Origin of the sequence: Halegenticoccus soli (assembly GCF_002844195.1) — an archaeon.
Lineage (GTDB): Archaea > Halobacteriota > Halobacteria > Halobacteriales > Haloferacaceae > Halegenticoccus > Halegenticoccus soli.
The window spans coordinates 1-17,127 of sequence record NZ_PEND01000009.1; the positions used below are offsets into that span (position 1 = coordinate 1).

Consider the following 17,127-nt stretch of genomic DNA (forward strand, 5'->3'; position numbering starts at 1 on the left):
AACAGAGCCAGATCCTCGAAGCGCAGGGCGACGCCATCTCGACCGTGCTGCGCGCGAAATCCGCCGAATCGATGGGCGAGCGCGCGATCATCGAAAAGGGGATGGAGACGCTCCAGAGCATCGGCGAAAGCGACTCCACCACGTTCGTCCTGCCGCAGGAACTCACCTCGCTGGTGGGCCGCTACGGCAGGCAGCTCTCTGGAAGCGACGTGCAGGATATCGAAGGGCTCGAAAGCCAGGGCTTCGACGAGGAGACGCGCGAGATGCTCGGGCTCGACGACATCGAGGAGATCCTCGGCGAAATCGACGAAACGATCGACGGGGCGAACGGGGGCGGTGCCGGCGACGAGGTCGTCTTCGAGTCGGCCGCGGCGCGGACCGAGTGAAGCGAGCGATCGAGCCGGTTGTCGGGTCAGCATCGACGGGCGGCCGACGATTGCCGGCGAGCGACTGCCGGCAGACGAGCGACGGTGTGGCGGACGACTACCGTCTCCGCCCCGGGAGCGTCACGCTACACGGACGAAAATTGAAACGTCGGCGTTAGTAACGCAACGGAGCTTGATTTTCGCAACCGCTAATCGCCTGTGCGACGATGTGGCACGCATGGAGATCAGACCAGCGCGGACGGACGACATCGAGGCGATACAGCGCGTCGCGAGGCGGGCGTGGGAGGCGACGTACGCCGACGTCCTCGGGGAGGAGACGATCGCCGAGACGCTCGCGGAGTGGTACTCCGAGACGACGCTCAGGGGCGCGCTCGACACGCCGGGGACGGCGTTTCTCGTCGCCGACGACGCCGGGGAGATCGTCGGCTTCTGCCACGGCGTCGTCGAGGCGGACAGGGGCGACATCCTCCGGATGTACGTCGATCCCGACCGGTGGCACGAGGGGATCGGCACGAGGCTGCACGAGCGGATGCGCGACGATCTGCTCGATTTCAACATGAAGGAGCTTCAGGCCATCGTCCTCGCCGACAACGAGATGGGCAACGAGTTCTACCGCCGACTGGGCTTCGAAAAGGTGGACGAGGGCGAGGTGACGATGGGCGAGGAGACGTACGCGGAGAACGTCTACGCGAAGGAGTTGGATCGAGAGGGGTGAGCGAGGACCGCGCGCCTCGCCGGATCAGAAGTCCTCGGGTTCCGGCGCGACGCCCTCGTCGCGGTCCGTCCCCCCGAGGTCGAACTCCCGGCGCAGATCGCGGATGCGGTCGCGGATGTCCGCCGCGAGCTCGAACTCCAGGTTGTCCGCGGCCTCGCGCATCCGCTCTTCGAGCAGCTCGACCTGACGAGCCGCGTCCTCGTCGGTCTCGGGCGACTCCCGGGTGACGCCGCCGGTGTCGGTCTTGCTGCCCGGCAGGTTCGCCTCGCCGACCTCCTTCTGGATCGTCTGCGGCTCGTAGCCGTGCTCCTCGTTGAACTCCCGCTGGATCCGGCGGCGGCGCTGAGTCTCGTCGATCGCCGACGCCATCGCGTCCGTCGTCTCGTCGGCGTAGAGGATCACCTCGCCCTCGACGTTCCGCGCCGCGCGGCCCATCGTCTGGATGAGCGTCGTCTCGGAGCGGAGAAAGCCCTCCTGGTCGGCGTCGAGGATGCCGACGAGCGACACCTCGGGGATGTCCAGCCCCTCGCGGAGGAGGTTGATGCCGACGAGCACGTCGATGTTCCCGAGTCGGAGGTCGCGGATGAGCTCGTGCCGTTCGAGCGTGTCCGTCTCGTCGTGCATGTACGCCACGTCGACGCCCGCCTCCTCCAGGTACTCGGTGAGATCCTCCGCCATCCGCTTCGTGAGCGTCGTCACGAGGGTGCGCTCGTCGCGCTCGATCCGCTCGTCGATGCGGTCCATGAGGTCGTCGACCTGGCCTGTCGCGTCTGCGACCTCGACCTTCGGATCCACGAGGTGGGTCGGCCGGACGATCTGCTCGACGATCCGCTCCGAGCGCTCGCGCTCGTAGTCTCCCGGCGTGGCGCTCACGTAGAGCGTCTTCGCGGTCTTTTCCTCGAACTCCTCGAACGTGAGCGGGCGGTTGTCGTACGCCGTGGGGAGGCGGAAGCCGTTGCCGACGAGCGAGTCCTTCCGCGACTTGTCGCCGGCGAACTGCCCCTTTATCTGGGGGATCGTCTGGTGGGACTCGTCGATGACGCAGAGGAAGTCCTCGGAGAAGTAATCGAGCAGCGTGTACGGCGGGTCGCCCGGATCGCGGTCAGAGAGGTGGACCGAGTAGTTCTCGATGCCCGAGCAGTAACCCGTCTCGCGCAGCATCTCCAGGTCGAAGGTCGTCCGCTCTTCGATCCGCTGGGCGGCGATCAGGTCGCCCTGCCGCTGGAAGTAGCGGACGCGCTCTTCCATCAGCTCCTCGATCTCCTCGACCGCCCGCCGGAGGTTCTCCTCGGGGATCGAGTAGTGCTCCGCGGGGTGGATCAGGGCGGCGGGCTCCTGCGATTTGACCTCGCCCTCCAGCGTGTCGATCTTCATCATCCGGTCGATCTCGTCGCCCCAGAACTCGACGCGGACGGCGTAGCGACCGTACATCGGGAACACCTCGACGGTGTCGCCGCGGACGCGGAACGTGCCCTGCGTGAAGTCGACGTCGTTGCGCTCGTAGTTGAGGTCGACGAGCCGCCGGAGGAGCTCGTCGCGGTCGATCTCCTGGCCCACTTCGAGCTCCAGCGCCATCTCCCTGTAGTTGCGCGGGTCGCCGAGCCCGTAGATGGCCGAGACGCTCGCCACGACGATCACGTCGTCGCGGGTGAGGAGCGACCGGGTGGCCGAGTGGCGCAGCCGGTCGATCTCCTCGTTGATGGACATGTCCTTGTCGATGTACGTGTCGGTCTGCTCGATGTACGCTTCGGGCTGGTAGTAGTCGTAGTAGGAGACGAAGTACTCGACGGCGTTGTCCGGAAAGAGGTTCCGGAACTCCTCGTACAGCTGTGCGGCGAGCGTCTTGTTGTGGGCGATGACGAGGGTCGGCTTCTGTATCTCCTCGATCACCCACGAGACGGTGTTGGTCTTGCCGGAGCCGGTCACGCCGAGCAGCGTCTGCTTTTCCATGCCGGAGGCGAACCCGTCGGCCAACTGCTCGATGGCCTCGGGCTGGTCCCCGGCGGGTTCGAAGGGGGCGTCGACGCGGAACTCGTTGCCGGCCCCGGGGCGGTCCGGCTGTAGGGCTCCCGAATGACTGTCGCTCACGGTGCGTGTGTGAAGGGGGCGGAAGCACTTGACGGGCACGCTTGGACCGTATATTCGGAATGTCGATACGTTCAGAGGCGGATCGACGACGATGAGGCGCCTGCAGCGGAATTCTCCCCGGCGCGACGGCTCGGCAAGGCGGTCCGCGATCCGCGAATCAGCGGCCCTCGAACGGGAGGACGTCCGGTTCCTCCGAGACCATCCACCAGCGGACCTCGTCCGCCGCCCTCGGGTGGTGTCGCCGACGGTGCGTCCGTAACGGGTCCGGCGTATCGAAGTCGCGGCCGCAGACGGCACACCGGAGGCGGCGTTTCGACGGCATAGGAACGCTACGTCGCCCGAGGGTATGGCTCCGTCGCGATATCCGCCGGTCGACAAACACTTTTCGCCGGAGCGCGCGTACTCGTGCGCAACCATGACACGGGAAGAACTGCAGAAGGCGAGCGACGAACTCCGACAGGCGAGCGAGCGGGTCGACGGAGAGGTGCAGGAGCGGCTGTACGACCAGTCGAACCAGCTGGCGAAGCTGGCGAGCGCCGAGCGCGGGCCCGACCACGGACGCCTCGACCGGCACATGAACGTCCTGCACGAGCTCGCGGGAGAGCTCGACGGCGAGGCGAAGGACCGCGTTCAGGCGGCCCGCGAGCACGTGAAGGAGTACCGAAAGACCGTCGAGGGGGTGTAGCGACGCACGGCGGACGGGGACGCACGGCGGTCCGAAACGGGCGTGGTAACGCGACCCGAACCCCTTCGTTTCCGGTGGAAACCGGACGAGGGAGTCGGGGTTCTACTGCTCAGACAGAGAGTGGGAGGACGAGCGGCGGTGCCGCGCGCGGCTGGAAGTGACAACGACCGGAAGAAGGTGGAGATCGAACGCTCGGGGTGGCAGCGACGGTCGGGGGCGGCGGCGACAATCAGAGGTGGGGGCGACAATCAGAGGCGGCGGCGACGGTCAGCAGACGTTCTTCGGCTTGACGCCCATCGATTCGAGCGTCTCGACGTACTCGTCGTAGGCGGCCTCCACGACGGCGCTCGCGGCGGTTTCGGCCCGTTCCCAGTCTTCGTCGCGCTCGCAGACCTCGTCGAGCACGCGGACGGCCTCGTCGGCCTGGTCGCCGAAGTCGTCGCGGACGCCGCGGAACCTGTCTGCCGAGGAGGTCTGGGCGCTGCCGACGAAGAAGCCGACCACCTGTTCTGCGGTCTTCTTCGCCACCATCGAGCGGGCGAGCAGCCCGGCGACGCGCTCTACGGTGTCGTCGAACCCGGCGAGCGTCTCGTACATCGGCCGGTCGGTGTCGGGAGTACCCTCCTCGGAGCCGATCTCGTCGCGGTGGCGGTCCTCGGCCTCGGCGACCGCGGCGAAGAGGTCCGCGGCGTCGTCACTGGACTCGGTTTCGGCCCACTCCCGGAAGATGACGCGCGCGCTCTCGGCCTCGCCGTGGGCCGCCGCGCGGACGCTCGGCGCGTCCATCTCGCCGCCGGTGAGCGCGTACAGCGACTTCGAGGAGCCGAGCCTGGAGAGCGCCGTTTCGTTGTCCTCGCGAAGCCTGTCGGCAAAGGTCGGTCCGTCCATGCGGCGGGGTACGACCGCTCCCCGCTTGTAAGCATCGGGCGGGAGTCGCGGTCCGCGGCACCCCGGAAGGAAGATGGACGTTCGGATCGATCCGCACCGGCGAGGGCGAAAACATACGGCGTCGGCGACCGAGGGGGCCGTGTGAACGTTTCGACAGCCCTCCGATCGGGACTCGGGATTCCGGTCCGACGCGCCGGAACCGTGCTCCCCTTCTACCTGCTCGCCACGGGCGCGATCGTCGTCGCCCGCGCCCCGATCCTCGTCGGGGCGGGCGCCGCGTTCGTCCTGCTCGACTCGCAGGGCCGGATCGACCCCCTCGTCAGCGAACTGCGTCGACTCGACCGATCTGGGTTCGACCCGGAGAGCCCGGAATCCGTCCCGCCGGGGCTGCTGGAGGCGATCGGCGGCCTGGTCACCCCGTCTGTGCTCGGCATCCTCGGAACGGTGGCGCTCGCGTCGATCATCCTCCTGCTTCTCGCCCGCGCCGCCGCCGCGGCCGCCACGCTCGGCGCGGTGTACGCCGCGCTCCGCGGCGACGACCCGCTCACCGAGGGCGTCGCGGGGATCGCACGCCACTGGCGCGCCTTCGTCGGGCTCGGCGTCCTGCGTGCGGCGCTTTTCGGCCTCGCCGGGACGCCCCTGCTCTTCGGCGTCCTCCTCGCGCCGCCGGGCCCCGTCGGAATCGCGCTCGCCCTTCTCGCCGGGCTCCTCTCCGCGCTCCTCGCCCTGCTCGTGACGCTCGCGCTGGCGTTCGTCGGCCAGGCGGTCGTCGTCGAGGGGGCGGGAGTCCTCCGCGCCGTCCGGCGGAGCGCCGGGTTCGCCGTCCGCCGCCCGGTCGCGTTCCTCTTTTACGCGATCGTCGCGGGCGCGGCGCTCGTCCTGAGCGGGACCCTGACGGCCGCGTTCAACCTCGCCGGCGCGCCGCAGGCCGCCGCCGTGATCGCGACGCTCGCGGTGGTTCCGATCGTCGACGGGTTCAAGACGTCCCTGTACGCCGAGCGGGGACTTCCGGAGCGGTCGCTTCCGGCGGGGGAGCTCCCAGAGGGAGAGCCACCGGAGCGGGAACGGGACGAACCGCCCCGACGGCGGGTCGTCGGGGCGTTCCGTCGGGGGTGGCGACGCCTCGGGGCGTTCGTCCGGTCCCACCCCGCCGCGAACCTCGCCGGGCTCGCGTGTCTCGGCCTCGGAGTCGCCGCCGGGTGGTTGACCACGGCTCCCTACGGCGTCCAGATCGATCCGCCGGGGGAGGTTTTGAACGTGTTCGGAGCGATCCCGGTCGGTCCGTTCGTCAACATCGCCGCCAACAACTGGCTCGTCGGCGCGAGCGCGGCCTACGGCGGCGTCGCGCTGGGGGTGCCGACCGCGACCACCCTGCTCTTCAACGGCGTCGTCGTCGGGGCGCTGGCCGGGGTGTTCGACGGCGTCGCCTTCCTGGCGCTCGTCGCACCGCACGGCGTCATCGAGCTCCCGGCTATCGCCGTCGCCGGGGGGCTCGGATTCCACCTCGGACGCGTCGGCTGGGACGCGCTTCGGGGACGGCGGGACGCGGCGAGCGTGGGCGAGGAGATCGGACGGGCGTTCGACGTACTGCTCGGGCTGGCGCTCGTGTTCGTCGTCGCCGCGTTCGTCGAGGCGTTCCTGACGCCGCGGGTCGCGGCGCTGGTGCTCGGCGGGTAGCCGTCGGCAAAAACTGTCGGACCGGTTCGGGGCGGGCTACTGCCCGTCGCCCTTCTCGATCGGCGCGCCGACGAGGTTGCCCCACTCGGTCCACGACCCGTCGTAGTTGGTGACGTTGTCGTAGCCGAGTAGCTCGTGGAGCGCGAACCACGCGATGGACGAGCGCTCGCCGATGCGGCAGTAGGCGATGACGTCCTGGTCGTCGGTGACGCCCTCGGGCTCGTAGAGCTCGCGGAGCTCGTCGGCCGACTTGAACGTGCCGTCGTCGTTCACCGTAGCCGCCCACGAGATGTTCTTCGCGCCCGGGACGTGGCCGCCGCGCTGGGCGGTCTCCTGCAGTCCCGGCGGGGCGAGGATCTCGCCGCTGAACTCCTCGGGCGAGCGGACGTCGACGAGCGGCAGGCCCTTGTCGATCGCCTTCTCGACGTCGTCGCGGTACGCGCGGATGGACTCGTACGGGCCGCGGGCGTTGTACTCGACCTCGGGGAAGTCCGGCACGTCCTCGGTGAGCGGGTAGTCGTTGTCAAGCCAGTAGTCGCGGCCGCCGTTCATCAGGCGGACGTCCTCGTGGCCGTAGTACTTGAACTGCCAGTAGGTGTAGGCGGCGAACCAGTTGGAGTTGTCGCCGTAGAGGACGACCGTCGAGTCCTCGCTGATCCCGTGGCTGCCGAGCAGCTCCTCGAAGTCCTCCTTGTCGAGGATGTCCCGCGTCGTCTGATCCTGCAGCTGCGTCTCCCAGTTGAATCCGATCGCGCCCGGCGCGTGGCCCTCCTCGTACGCCTCGGTGTCGACGTCGACCTCGACCAGTCGATAGTCGGGGTCGTCGCTCTGGAACTCGTCCAGGTGGTCTTCGACCCAGTCCGCCGAAACGAGCACGTCCTTCGCGTAATCTGACATTGCGCGTAGCTATACGCGGCCCCCCGGCATAATACCAATACACCCGGCATGTACGGCCATTCGTCTGGCTTTGAGGAAGATGTTGCCGCGTGTTGGGGTTGTGGCACGACCCCGCGTCGCGCGGTTGTTCGCTTCGGTCGGACGGGCGGGTGTGAGCCGACGATCATCCGGCACGTTTTGCCAGTAGTTCGGACGGCCGCCGGAAGATGAGGAGCTAAATCGGGGGGACGTTTACACCGACGCATGTACGAGAACGTCGTCGTGTCGGCGGAGTGGCTCGAAGACCACCTCGACGAGGTGCGCGTCGTCGACGTGCGCGACGAGTGGGAATTCGAGGGCATCGGGCACGTTCCCGGAGCCGTGAACGTCCCGTTCGACGAGTTTCGCAGGGGTGGACCGTCAGAGGCGTCCGACGACGGGGGCGCGGACGCGGAGTCCGCCGGAGGGGACGACGGAGAATCCGCCCGAGCGGGAGACGAGGGGTCCGCCGGAACGGGCGGCGGGGAATCCGCCACAGCGGACGACGAGGGGATGCTCCCCGGGGCGGACGTGTGGGAGCGGCTCATGAGCGAGGCCGGCGTCGCCGCGGACGACGCGCTCGTCGCCTACGACGACACCCACGGCGTCTTCGCGGCGCGGTTTCTCGTGACCGCGGAGCTGTACGGCCACCGGGATCTCCACCTCCTGAACGGCGATTACAGCTCGTGGAGCCGCGAGCGCGAGACGACGCAGGAGCCGACCGGGGTCGAGCCGACGGCGTACGAGGTCCGCGAGCCCGAACGCTCGCCGCTCGTGGATTACGAGACGGTGATGGAGGCGATCGACTCCGACGCGGTCATCGTCGACACCCGCGAGCCGTGGGAGTACGAGGAGGGGCACATCCCCGGCGCGGTCCAGCTCGACTGGCGCGAACTCGTCGACGACGAGAGCCGCGGGCTGAAACCCCGCGAGGAGCTGGAGGCGATCCTCGAAGATCACGGAATCGTACCCGAAAAGCGGATCGTCCTCTACTGCAACACCGCCCGTCGGATCAGCCACACGTACCTGGTCCTCCGATACCTCGGGTACGAGAACCTCGCGTTCTACGAGGGGAGCCTCACCGAGTGGGAGGCCCGCGGGGGACCCGTCGAGGGTGAAGCGAGCGGCGGGGAGTGAAGCAGGCGGCGAGGACGAGGGTGAGGCAGACGGAAAGGGCGAAGCCAGCGATCGGACCGGCGCGTAGAGAGAACCGCGGCGTCCGCAACATCCTCTGTGGCGGCGTCTGCGGCGTCTGCGGCGTCCGCGACATCTTCTGCGGCGGCGTCCGCGACGTCGTCCGCATCGCCGTCTCCGAAGGGGATCTTCCGGAATCGATGTGTCGTCGTCGGTGACCAGTCCGTTGCTGGAGACGAAACGGAGGGGTCGACGGGAACGGCGCGTCGTCGATTCCGATTGACGATCGGGGGACCGAACCCGATGGCGGCCCGAGGTGTGACCGCACACTCCGCACCGACGCCGGCAACGACCGCGGATCACGTCGCCCGAGAAATTCTTTTTCACTTAAATTTGCCGAGGTTTATTCCATCTGGTGCCGTACGATCGTTCGTCTGCTCCTCTCCGACGGACACGCGACGGAAACCAATGACTCCGAAAGACGACTCCGACTCCGGCGGCGCGGGCGCACAGTCGATGCCGGGCGAACGCACGTCCCTCTGGCTCGGGACGACACCGGAAACCGACTACGGCCCGCTCGACGGCGGGGCGGCCGTCGATACCGCGGTCATCGGGGGCGGTATCGTCGGGTTGACGGCCGCGACGCTGCTCGCCGAGGCCGGCCAGCGCGTCGCCGTCCTCGAACGCGGCCGCATCCTGGAGGGCGTCACCGGCAAGACGACCGCGAAGCTCACCTCCCAGCACGGGCTGCTCTACGATACCCTCGTCTCCTCGTTCGGCGAGCGGAGGGCGCGGCAGTACGCGCGGGCCAACGAGGCCGCGAAGGAACACGTCGCAGAACGGGTCGAGCGCGAGGGGATCGACTGCGGGTTCCGTCGCCTACCGGCGTACACGTACGTCGACTCGCCCGAGAAGAAGCGGAAAGTCAAACGGGAGGTCGAGGCGGCGCGGAAGGTCGGTCTGCCCGCGGAGTACGCGGAGTCGCTGCCGCTCGACGCCGACGCGGCGGCCGCGGTCCGCTTCGACGACCAGGCGCAATTCCACCCGCGGGAGTACCTGCTCTCCCTCGCGGCGTCGCTGACCGAAAACGGCGGGCGGATCTACGAGGACACCCGCGCGCTCGACATCGACGACGGGCGGCGGTGCCGCGTGTCGACCGACCGGGGCGAGGTGCGCGCGGACGCGGTGGTCGTCGCGACCCACTTTCCGATGTCGGATCCGGCGCTGTACTTCGCGCGGATGCACCCGAAACGGTCGTACGTGCTGGCCGCGAGAGTCGACGACCCGCCGAGAGAGGGGATGTTCTACCGGACCGGACGGCAGTACTTCTCGGTTCGAACGCACGAGATCGACGGCGAGACGCTGACGCTCGTCGGCGGACAGAACCACAAGACCGGCCAGGGCGGCGACACGAGCAAGCGGTACCGGAAGCTGGAGCAAGCCGCGCGCCGTCACTTCGACGTGCAGTCGATCGAGTACCGGTGGTCGACGCAGGACTACGTCTCCGTCGACAAGGTGCCGTACGTCGGGAAGATCGGCCCGACGGCACGGAACGTCTACGTCGGCACGGGCTTCGGCGGGTGGGGGATGACGAGCGGCACCGCGGCCGGGATGATCCTCTCCGATCTGATCCGCGGCGACGGCAACCCCTGGGCGGAGGTGTTCGATCCCGCCCGCGTGACGCTCGGCCCGTCCGCGCGGGAGTTCGCGACGCAGAACGCGAACGTCGCGAAGGAGTTCGTCGGCGACTGGCTCACCAAGCCGCTCGGAAACGACCTCCGGAATCTGCCGAGGGGCGAAGCGAAAGTCTCGCGGAAAGGGGGCGAACCCGTCGCCGCGTACCGAGACGAAGGGGGGGAGCTCCACGCCGTCTCGGCGGTTTGTCCGCACATGTACTGCGTCCTCGAGTGGAACGACGGCGAGCGGACGTGGGACTGCCCCTGTCACGGGTCGCGGTTCGGCTACGACGGACATGTCATCGACGGACCGGCGGTTCGCGACCTGCCGACGCGCGACGCGGAGTGACTCGGTGCCGACGCGCGATACAAAGTGATTCGGCGCGAACGCCTCGGAGGCGATCGGCGATCTCCGGAGAAGCGAGGGAGAACGGACTAGCGGGCGCAGGTCACGGGTTCACGCCGACCGTCAGGGAACCGTGCCGACGGTCAGGGGACCACGCCGACAGTCAGGGGATCACACCGGCCGTCAGGGAACCACGCCGACAGTCAGGAGCGTCCCGTACGTCCGGTAGCGCTCGACCATCTCCTCGCGCGACTCCCAGTCGTCCGTCGGGAACGCGTCGGCCGGCGGGATGTCGACGTCGAGGTCGGGGACGTTGTCCTGTTCGACGACGTGGAAGCCGGCGCTTCGGAACGCCTCGCGGTACCGCGCTCGGTCCCAGCGGGTCATCTCGACCTCGATGAACTCCTGCCAGTCGTGGGAGTGGACGTTCTCCTCGTAGTAGTTCACGGCGCAGAAGAAGGTCCCGCCCGGGCGGATGATCCGCGCGAGTTCCTCCAGGGTGCGCTCGGGGTCGGCGGCGTAGTAGAACGCCTCCATCGAGAAGGCGTGATCGACGCTGTCGTCGGCGAATGGGAGGTCGTCGAAGTCGCCGACGACGAACCCCACGGCGGAATCGTCGGTGTACCCTCGGGCGTTTCGGGCCATCTTCGGCGCGCCGTCGAGGCCGTACGCCCGGTCCGCGCCCTTCGTCTCGCGGAGCGCGCGGGCCGCGTAGCCGCTGCCGGTGCCGAGGTCGAGGACGACGTCGCCCTCCTCGACGGGCATCCGGGCGAGCGCCTGCTTCGCGGTGTGCCAGTGTCGCTCTTCCATCCCCCTGTCGCGGCCGTCGGCCGCCCAGGCGTCGAACTCCTCGCGGACGCTCATACGCCACGGTCGGCGGCGGGGAACTAAACGCGTTCGGAGCGCCGTCGGAGGGGAGGGTCCGCGTCCGCCGGACTCCCCGTTTCGGACCGGTGAACCGCACGGGTTCGTGGGTCGTGGGAGTTCGTGAGCCGCGCACGTTCGTGATCCGCGCGACCGGGTCTCGGGTGCGCGAGAGTTAAAAGCGTGCGTTGCGACCGGCAGGTATGGTCGGCAAACACCGGCGGTTCGCGCTCGCCGACACGGCCCAGCAGGTCGTCGGCGGCTTCCTGCTCGCCGGACCGTTCGTCGTCACAGAGGAAGTGTGGACGCTTGCGACACAGATGTCCGGACTGCAGGCGCTTTTAACGGTCGGTATCGTCCTGGGGATCGGATACGGCGCGCTGTACAAAGCGGACACGCGGGACCCCGATCGGGAGGCCGACATCGCCGGCGTGCCGCTGCGGTTCGTCTCGCTCATCGCCGTCTCGTATCTCTCGGTTACGATCCTCGCGCTCGCCTTCGACGCGCCGGACACCTTCCTCTCGGAGACGACTGGAGGCGCGCTGATTCCGACGGTGCTCATCACGCTCAAGGCCGTGAGCGTCGGCGCGGTGTTCAGCGTCGTCGGCGCGGCGACCGCCGACAGCGTCTTTTGACCCACAGTTCGGCACGCACTGACGCACACCGCGAACGTCCCGGACGGCTAATCGCGCGAAGGGAAGCCCTCAGTCTTAAGTCGATTCACTCGCTCTGTCAGGTATGGATTACGCCCTCGCCATCGAGAGCGCGCCGGAGACGATTCCCGGCGGCACGTGCGTACTTTTGCTCCACCCGAGCATCGGCGAGACGGACCGCATAGACACCGATTTCTTCAAGACCGACACCGACGCGTTCCTCGTCATCTCGACCCGGACGACCGCCCGGGAGGTGGAACAGAAGCTCGAATACTACGAGGTCGACGAGTCGCGCGCCGTCATCCTCGACACGCTCTCCATCGAGCGCGGCTACTCCCGGCGGAGCGCCGACCACGTCCACTACGTCTCGGCGCCGGACGACCTCGACGGGATCATCGAGCAGACGCGGCGGTTCCTCACGAACCACCCGGGCAAACGGCGGATCAGCGTCGACTCGCTGACCGAGATGGCCTACTACGCCGACGAGGAGAGCACCTACGAGGCCGCCGAGGAGCTCTGTAAACTCCTGAAAGAACACGACGCGGTCGGGCTGTTCCACCTCTCGAAGGAGGTCCACGATCGGGAGACGCAGGACCGCTTCCGCGAGCTCTTCGACGGCGTCGTCGATCTCAACGAGGACGGGAGCGTCGAAACCGAATTCTGAGCGGCGGTCGGTCTCCGGGCCGAATCTCGGTTTCAGCCTCTCCGAACCGAATCTCGGATTTCAGCCGGTTCGATCGTAGGCATCAGCCGGCGCAGTCGTGGTTTTTAACCGGTCTATCCGGGACTTCCGCCGCGCGAAATTTCGAACTTCCGCCGGACGGCGACCCCTGTACACTACTCCCGCTCCCCGTCCGCCTCCCGCAGCTTCTCGAACGTCTTCTCCGCCCACCTGACGGCGTAGTCGGGACCGTGATCGAGGTACGCGCTCGTGTCGAGCGCCGAGAAGGGGGCCGGAAGGTCGAGGCCGTGCTTGATCGCCGAGCAGGCGAACTCCGTCGCGTCCGCGAAATCCGTCCGGCCGCTCGCGACGGCGCGCGGGAGGTCCGCGAGCCGCCCTTCGAGCCGCGCTCCGGCGTCGATCCAGGCTTCGTACAGGCGCGGGTAGTCGTCCGCCCACCCCTCGAACGCCTCCCTGGTCTGCAGGCCGACCCAGGCCTCGTACAGCGCGGCGGCGATCTGGTAGACGTCGCCCGGACCGAGCGGAATTGCGGCGTCGAGAGCGCGGTACTTCTCCCCGAAGAACGGCAGGAAGTGCTCGGGGACGCCGAGGTCGATCCGGACGAACGCCTCCGCGATCAGAAAGTCGAGGAAATCCTCGGGGGTGCCGCTCGCCCGAGCTTTCACGAGCACGGTCGGCGGCGCCGTCTGACGGGTCCACGCGACCGTGCCGTCGCCGGGCATCCCGACGGTGAAGTCGCCGCCCGCGTACCGGATCAGGGGCCGCGGGGCGTCGTCCGGTAACCACTCCGACGGGTACGCCGCCGGGTCGAGCGCGTCGACCAGCAGGCCGAGATCCTCCGCGGCCGCGGGCGGTAGCGTCTCGAAGTCGCGGTCGACGTCGAGGACCGGAGAATCGGGGGCGCGTTCCGCGCGAACGGCCGCGAGGTCGTCGGGGAGCGACCGTTCCAAAAACATCAGGCGAAGGCGATGCCGAAGAGGATCGCGAACGCGAGGACGGCCGAGACGCCGACGGTTCCGAGCACGATTTTCGTCGCTTGGCTCATGTTCACACGCTGTCGCCGCGAGCGCATAAAAGCTTCAATCCACACCGGAGACACGCGCGGCACTCGGCCCCGGCCCGACTCTCGGACGTCTGGCGACCGGCGATGACTTCGGTCCGTGTCTTCCTCCGTGTCTCCCTCCGACACCCCTTCGTTTCGGGTGGAACACGGTCGCTCGTACCGACGGCGGAAAATCCCGGAATCGATCGGCGTGGCGCGGCAGGTTCGTGAACAGCCTCGGCCGGAGTCGCCCGATTTCCAGTCGAAACGAAGGGGTCGAATCGGGGCTGGTGGGCGAGTATAGCGATCGAGGTGATCGAGGTGATTGCGGGCGAGGGCGTTCCCGATCGGACGTTTGGAGCGACGGGGAGTTGGCCGAAGACGGGAGGTCCGATGGAAACGGCAGTTGGACGAGAGTGACGGGTGAACGGAAACGGCGTCGAGGGGGAGGTCAGTCCTCGTCCGGATCGTGGCTGCGCCACGCGTCGGGGACTTCGATGACGTACCGGCCGTCCTCCTGCAGCGAGATGATGTACTCCTCGCGATCGTACAGCTCCATGAGGTTTAGCTCGTACTGGCCGGGGCTGAGGATCTTGATGCTCTCGAACTGATCGTTGAGCTCCTCGCGAAGCTGGGCGAGGTCGGGCCGGTCGTCGCTCTTCGGCTCTATGACCCTCCCGTCGGTCTCCGGCGGCGCAGTCCGGCGCGCCGCGGAGAGTTCCTCCGGCGACACCACGTCGCTGCGCGCGCTCGCCTGCGCGCGATCCTCCGGACCGTCGGTCGGGCCGTCGAGCGAATCGGTGTTCGATCCGGCATCGGGACCGGTGTCGACGGTGCGCGTTTCCGAAGCCGGTTCCGTGTCGGATGTTTCCGCGTCGGACGCGGCACCGTCCGATTCGGAGGCGGGAGACGGGTCGTCCCGGCGGAGACCGACCCAGTCGCGAACAGCCGCGCGCGCCCCTCCGGTCGTTTCGGAGCTAGTCGTGTCGGTTTCGGTCGCGTGTTCGACCGCGTCGGGCTCGGTCGTGCCCGGTTCGACCGTGTCGGGTTCGGTCGCGTCCAGTTCGACCGCGTCGGAGTCGATCGCGTCGGATCCGGTCGCGGCGTCGGCAGAGCGCGTTTTCGCGTCGGCGGATCGGTCAACGCTCGACGCCGGTCGGAACTGAAACTTGTTGCCGCCGCACTGCGGACAGCCCGACAGCATCTCCTTCGAACCGTCGGCGAAGGTCTTTCCGCAGTTAGTGCACTGGTGAGGCATCTGCGGGCGTCACTTCCGCGAGACGAGCGCGCTGATGAGGTTTTCGTCCTTGTGGAGCGTCTGGATCTGGTTCGCCGGACCGATCACCGTCAGCTTCTTCGTCGACTCGCGGCCCATCAGTCGGCCGAGGAAGCTCTTGTCGCCGGCCTGCGAACGCGGGTACGTCTCGATCTCGATGCCGTTGAACTCGTCGGGACTGATCTCGCTCATCGTCACCTCGATGAGTTTGGACTCCTCGTCGGGCGAGAGCCCCTCCTCGAGGATGACGATGTTGCCCTCGCGGACGGCGTCGAGGATGAGCCGGATCTTCTCCATGCTCCGAAGGCTGTCCATGCGCTCGCCGCTTATCAGGTCGATCTGAACCCCGTCGTCCTTCGCGTCGGTTGATGTTGCTTCAGGCACGATCGATCACCCGAAGTACTCCGCGATCTTGTCGTACACTTCGTCCATGTTCTCCCCTTCGAGCGCCGAGAGGGGGACGGTCTCGTGCTGCGGGAACGCGTTGGCGATGCGCTGGACGTTCGACTCCTCCAGGTCGATCTTGTTTGCGAAGATCAGCACCGGCAGGTCGCGGCTCTCGATGATGCCGATGAGCATCGTGTTCACCTGCGTGAACGGATCCGTCGTGCTGTCGAGCACGTAGATGACGCCGTCGACGTCCTCGCGGAGCCAGTGCATGGCCTCGGCGACGCCCTCAGTCGCCTCCCGCGAGCGGCGGACGGCGTCGTCCTTCTCCATGTCGTGTTCGAGGAACTCCTTGTAATCGACCTTGGTCGTGACGCCGGGCGTGTCGACGATGTCGATCGTTACCGTCCTGCCGTTGCGCTCGATAGAGACGTTCTCCTTTCTGCGCGCGCGCCGCGTTTCGTGTGGAACATGGCTCTCGGGTCCGACGGCGTCGCCGGTCCAGTCGCGGGCGATGCGGTTCGCGAGGGTCGTTTTCCCGGCGTTCGGCGGCCCGTAGATGCCGATTCGTTTGGGCTCGCTGGCCGAAAACAGCCGTTCCGTGACCCGCGTAATGCTGTCTTTGATATCTGTGAGCAGTCCCATCCGTGACCTCCCGCTCCTCACGAAGCGCCGTTCGTGGAGGGGCGTATGCGGGTATAGCATCGCCCCGCTCACTTAAGCACTACGTCAGACAACCGTCAGCTTTAAGACACGATTACCCGCCCGCCGCGCAGGGTAAGTTCACGTTACGCGGCACTGATTCCGTTACGCGGCGCGGATTCCGTCGCGCGGGACTGAGTACGCTACGTTGACGTTCCTACCGTTGACGTTCCTACCGTTGACTTCCTACCGCTGACGTTCGACCCGGATGATCCGATCAGCTCGGACTCGATCGCCGCCGACATTCAGACGGCGCTCGGCCACGACGCCTCCCGTTTCGACTGGAAACGTCACGGTCGGGAGCCGACCCCGGAGATACCGTGTCCGTCTCCCCTCCCCCACCCCTTCGTTTCGACTGGAAACGCCACGACCGACCGAAACCGAACAGGTCCGAGGTTGTTTGCAGCCACTGTCACCATACCATTTACTAGAATTTCTAGTACTACGGGTATGATTGTGGCAGGTGTCACATAAAGGTTTCCCGACTAGTACGTCGAACCCCCTCCCCTCCCGTGCTCCGTTGCACCCGAAACGAAGGGGTGGGGGGGTGACGCGCTAAACGAGCTGTTACGGATCCGTCGCCCACGTCTCGGGTTCGAGTGGAAACGAAGGGGTCGATTCGACGAGCGGAGAGGCGGTTCGACTGGGACCGCCGCGGACCGTCAAGAACCGACGCAAAACGGCCGAGGATTCGGCGGATGGACGCGGTCGGAGGGCACGGACGCGGTCGGAGGAACGACACGGACGCAGCCAGCGTGGGGATCGGATGCGCGAACGGATAGGACGACGGATGGAACACCGCTCTCGAACGCTGTTTTCGAACGGCGGACTCGAACGGCGGACTCGAACGACGGCCTCGAACGGCGACCTCGAACGCCCCTGCTTTCACCTCGAACGGCACCGCTGTTCTACCTTCTCGAACTTCCCCCTCTCCGGTCGTTTTTATCGCCTATCGTTCCCCCTCCCGACTCACGTCCCTTCCTAATTCCCCCTCTTTCACTCTCCGTCTTC

At 67.5% G+C, this 17,127-nt stretch carries 18 protein-coding genes and 1 pseudogene; 9 read left to right on the top strand and 10 right to left on the bottom strand.

Going from position 1 to position 17,127, the window contains the following annotated elements; genetic code table 11:
* Positions 1 to 386, top strand: a pseudogene (locus CNO20_RS20160) (SPFH domain-containing protein); the annotation flags it as partial.
* 217 nt (positions 387 to 603) lie between these two features.
* Positions 604 to 1,101: a GNAT family N-acetyltransferase gene (locus CNO20_RS20165; protein ID WP_101298014.1), complete on the top strand. Its 498-nt coding sequence runs from the start codon at positions 604 to 606 to the stop codon at positions 1,099 to 1,101.
* A 24-nt stretch (positions 1,102 to 1,125) separates the two neighbouring features.
* Here the strand turns inward: CNO20_RS20165 and uvrB are convergent, their stop codons facing one another.
* Complete coding sequence (gene uvrB / locus CNO20_RS20170) at positions 1,126 to 3,189, bottom strand: excinuclease ABC subunit UvrB (RefSeq protein WP_101298116.1); 2,064 nt, start codon at positions 3,187 to 3,189, stop codon at positions 1,126 to 1,128.
* Between the two features lie 157 nt (positions 3,190 to 3,346).
* A complete protein-coding gene (locus tag CNO20_RS23540; protein WP_199174944.1) occupies positions 3,347 to 3,511 on the bottom strand; it encodes a hypothetical protein in 165 nt (54 codons plus the stop codon).
* Positions 3,512 to 3,604: 93 nt separating this feature from the next.
* Here CNO20_RS23540 and CNO20_RS20175 point away from each other — a divergent pair, with 93 nt between their 5' ends.
* The gene (locus CNO20_RS20175; protein WP_101298117.1) at positions 3,605 to 3,874 is read left to right on the top strand and encodes a DUF7553 family protein; all 270 of its coding nucleotides are present in this window, start codon (positions 3,605 to 3,607) and stop codon (positions 3,872 to 3,874) included.
* Positions 3,875 to 4,141: 267 nt separating this feature from the next.
* On the opposite strand, the gene CNO20_RS22775 is transcribed toward CNO20_RS20175, so the two are convergent.
* Positions 4,142 to 4,762 carry a transcription antitermination protein gene (locus CNO20_RS22775; protein ID WP_143423304.1) on the bottom strand — a complete coding sequence of 207 codons (621 nt, stop codon included), beginning with the start codon at positions 4,760 to 4,762 and terminating at the stop codon, positions 4,142 to 4,144.
* A 141-nt stretch (positions 4,763 to 4,903) separates the two neighbouring features.
* On the opposite strand from CNO20_RS22775, the gene CNO20_RS22780 reads away from it, so the two are divergent.
* Complete coding sequence (locus CNO20_RS22780; protein WP_143423305.1) at positions 4,904 to 6,439, top strand: stage II sporulation protein M; 1,536 nt, start codon at positions 4,904 to 4,906, stop codon at positions 6,437 to 6,439.
* 36 nt (positions 6,440 to 6,475) lie between these two features.
* Here the strand turns inward: CNO20_RS22780 and CNO20_RS20185 are convergent, their stop codons facing one another.
* Complete coding sequence (locus tag CNO20_RS20185) at positions 6,476 to 7,336, bottom strand: sulfurtransferase (RefSeq protein WP_101298016.1); 861 nt, start codon at positions 7,334 to 7,336, stop codon at positions 6,476 to 6,478.
* Positions 7,337 to 7,579: 243 nt separating this feature from the next.
* Between CNO20_RS20185 and CNO20_RS20190 the strand changes: the two genes are divergently transcribed.
* The 3 genes from CNO20_RS20190 to CNO20_RS20200 all read left to right on the top strand — a co-directional run bounded on the left by CNO20_RS20190 (position 7,580) and on the right by CNO20_RS20200 (position 10,513).
* A complete protein-coding gene (locus CNO20_RS20190) occupies positions 7,580 to 8,491 on the top strand; it encodes a sulfurtransferase (protein ID WP_101298017.1) in 912 nt (303 codons plus the stop codon).
* Between the two features lie 20 nt (positions 8,492 to 8,511).
* Entirely contained in the window at positions 8,512 to 8,706 is a 195-nt protein-coding gene (locus tag CNO20_RS20195; RefSeq protein WP_143423306.1) for a hypothetical protein, read from the top strand.
* Positions 8,707 to 8,956: 250 nt separating this feature from the next.
* Entirely contained in the window at positions 8,957 to 10,513 is a 1,557-nt protein-coding gene (locus CNO20_RS20200) for an FAD-dependent oxidoreductase (RefSeq protein WP_101298019.1), read from the top strand.
* A 180-nt stretch (positions 10,514 to 10,693) separates the two neighbouring features.
* Here CNO20_RS20200 and CNO20_RS20205 read toward each other — a convergent pair whose 3' ends face one another.
* Positions 10,694 to 11,374: a class I SAM-dependent methyltransferase gene (locus CNO20_RS20205; RefSeq protein WP_101298020.1), complete on the bottom strand. Its 681-nt coding sequence runs from the start codon at positions 11,372 to 11,374 to the stop codon at positions 10,694 to 10,696.
* Between the two features lie 203 nt (positions 11,375 to 11,577).
* Between CNO20_RS20205 and CNO20_RS20210 the strand changes: the two genes are divergently transcribed.
* Together CNO20_RS20210 and CNO20_RS20215 are read left to right on the top strand one after the other, a co-directional pair.
* On the top strand, positions 11,578 to 12,009 hold the full coding sequence (locus CNO20_RS20210; RefSeq protein ID WP_101298021.1) for a DUF2391 family protein: 432 nt from the start codon (positions 11,578 to 11,580) through the stop codon (positions 12,007 to 12,009).
* A gap of 103 nt (positions 12,010 to 12,112) precedes the next feature.
* Complete coding sequence (locus tag CNO20_RS20215; protein WP_101298022.1) at positions 12,113 to 12,691, top strand: DUF7090 family protein; 579 nt, start codon at positions 12,113 to 12,115, stop codon at positions 12,689 to 12,691.
* 173 nt (positions 12,692 to 12,864) lie between these two features.
* On the opposite strand, the gene CNO20_RS20220 is transcribed toward CNO20_RS20215, so the two are convergent.
* From CNO20_RS20220 to CNO20_RS20235, 5 genes are all read right to left on the bottom strand, one after another.
* On the bottom strand, positions 12,865 to 13,665 hold the full coding sequence (locus tag CNO20_RS20220; protein WP_101298023.1) for a DUF7089 family protein: 801 nt from the start codon (positions 13,663 to 13,665) through the stop codon (positions 12,865 to 12,867).
* A complete protein-coding gene (locus tag CNO20_RS24560; RefSeq protein ID WP_449405052.1) occupies positions 13,665 to 13,754 on the bottom strand; it encodes a hypothetical protein in 90 nt (29 codons plus the stop codon). Before CNO20_RS24560 ends, CNO20_RS20220 begins: the two co-directional genes overlap by 1 nt.
* 448 nt (positions 13,755 to 14,202) lie before the next feature.
* Positions 14,203 to 15,009, bottom strand: coding sequence for an OapC/ArvC family zinc-ribbon domain-containing protein (locus tag CNO20_RS20225; RefSeq protein WP_101298024.1), 807 nt, complete (start codon positions 15,007 to 15,009; stop codon positions 14,203 to 14,205).
* 9 nt (positions 15,010 to 15,018) lie between these two features.
* Complete coding sequence (locus tag CNO20_RS20230; protein ID WP_101298025.1) at positions 15,019 to 15,411, bottom strand: DUF2073 domain-containing protein; 393 nt, start codon at positions 15,409 to 15,411, stop codon at positions 15,019 to 15,021.
* 6 nt (positions 15,412 to 15,417) lie between these two features.
* Positions 15,418 to 16,059: an Era-like GTP-binding protein gene (locus CNO20_RS20235; RefSeq protein WP_101298026.1), complete on the bottom strand. Its 642-nt coding sequence runs from the start codon at positions 16,057 to 16,059 to the stop codon at positions 15,418 to 15,420.
* Positions 16,060 to 17,127 lie beyond the last annotated feature (1,068 nt).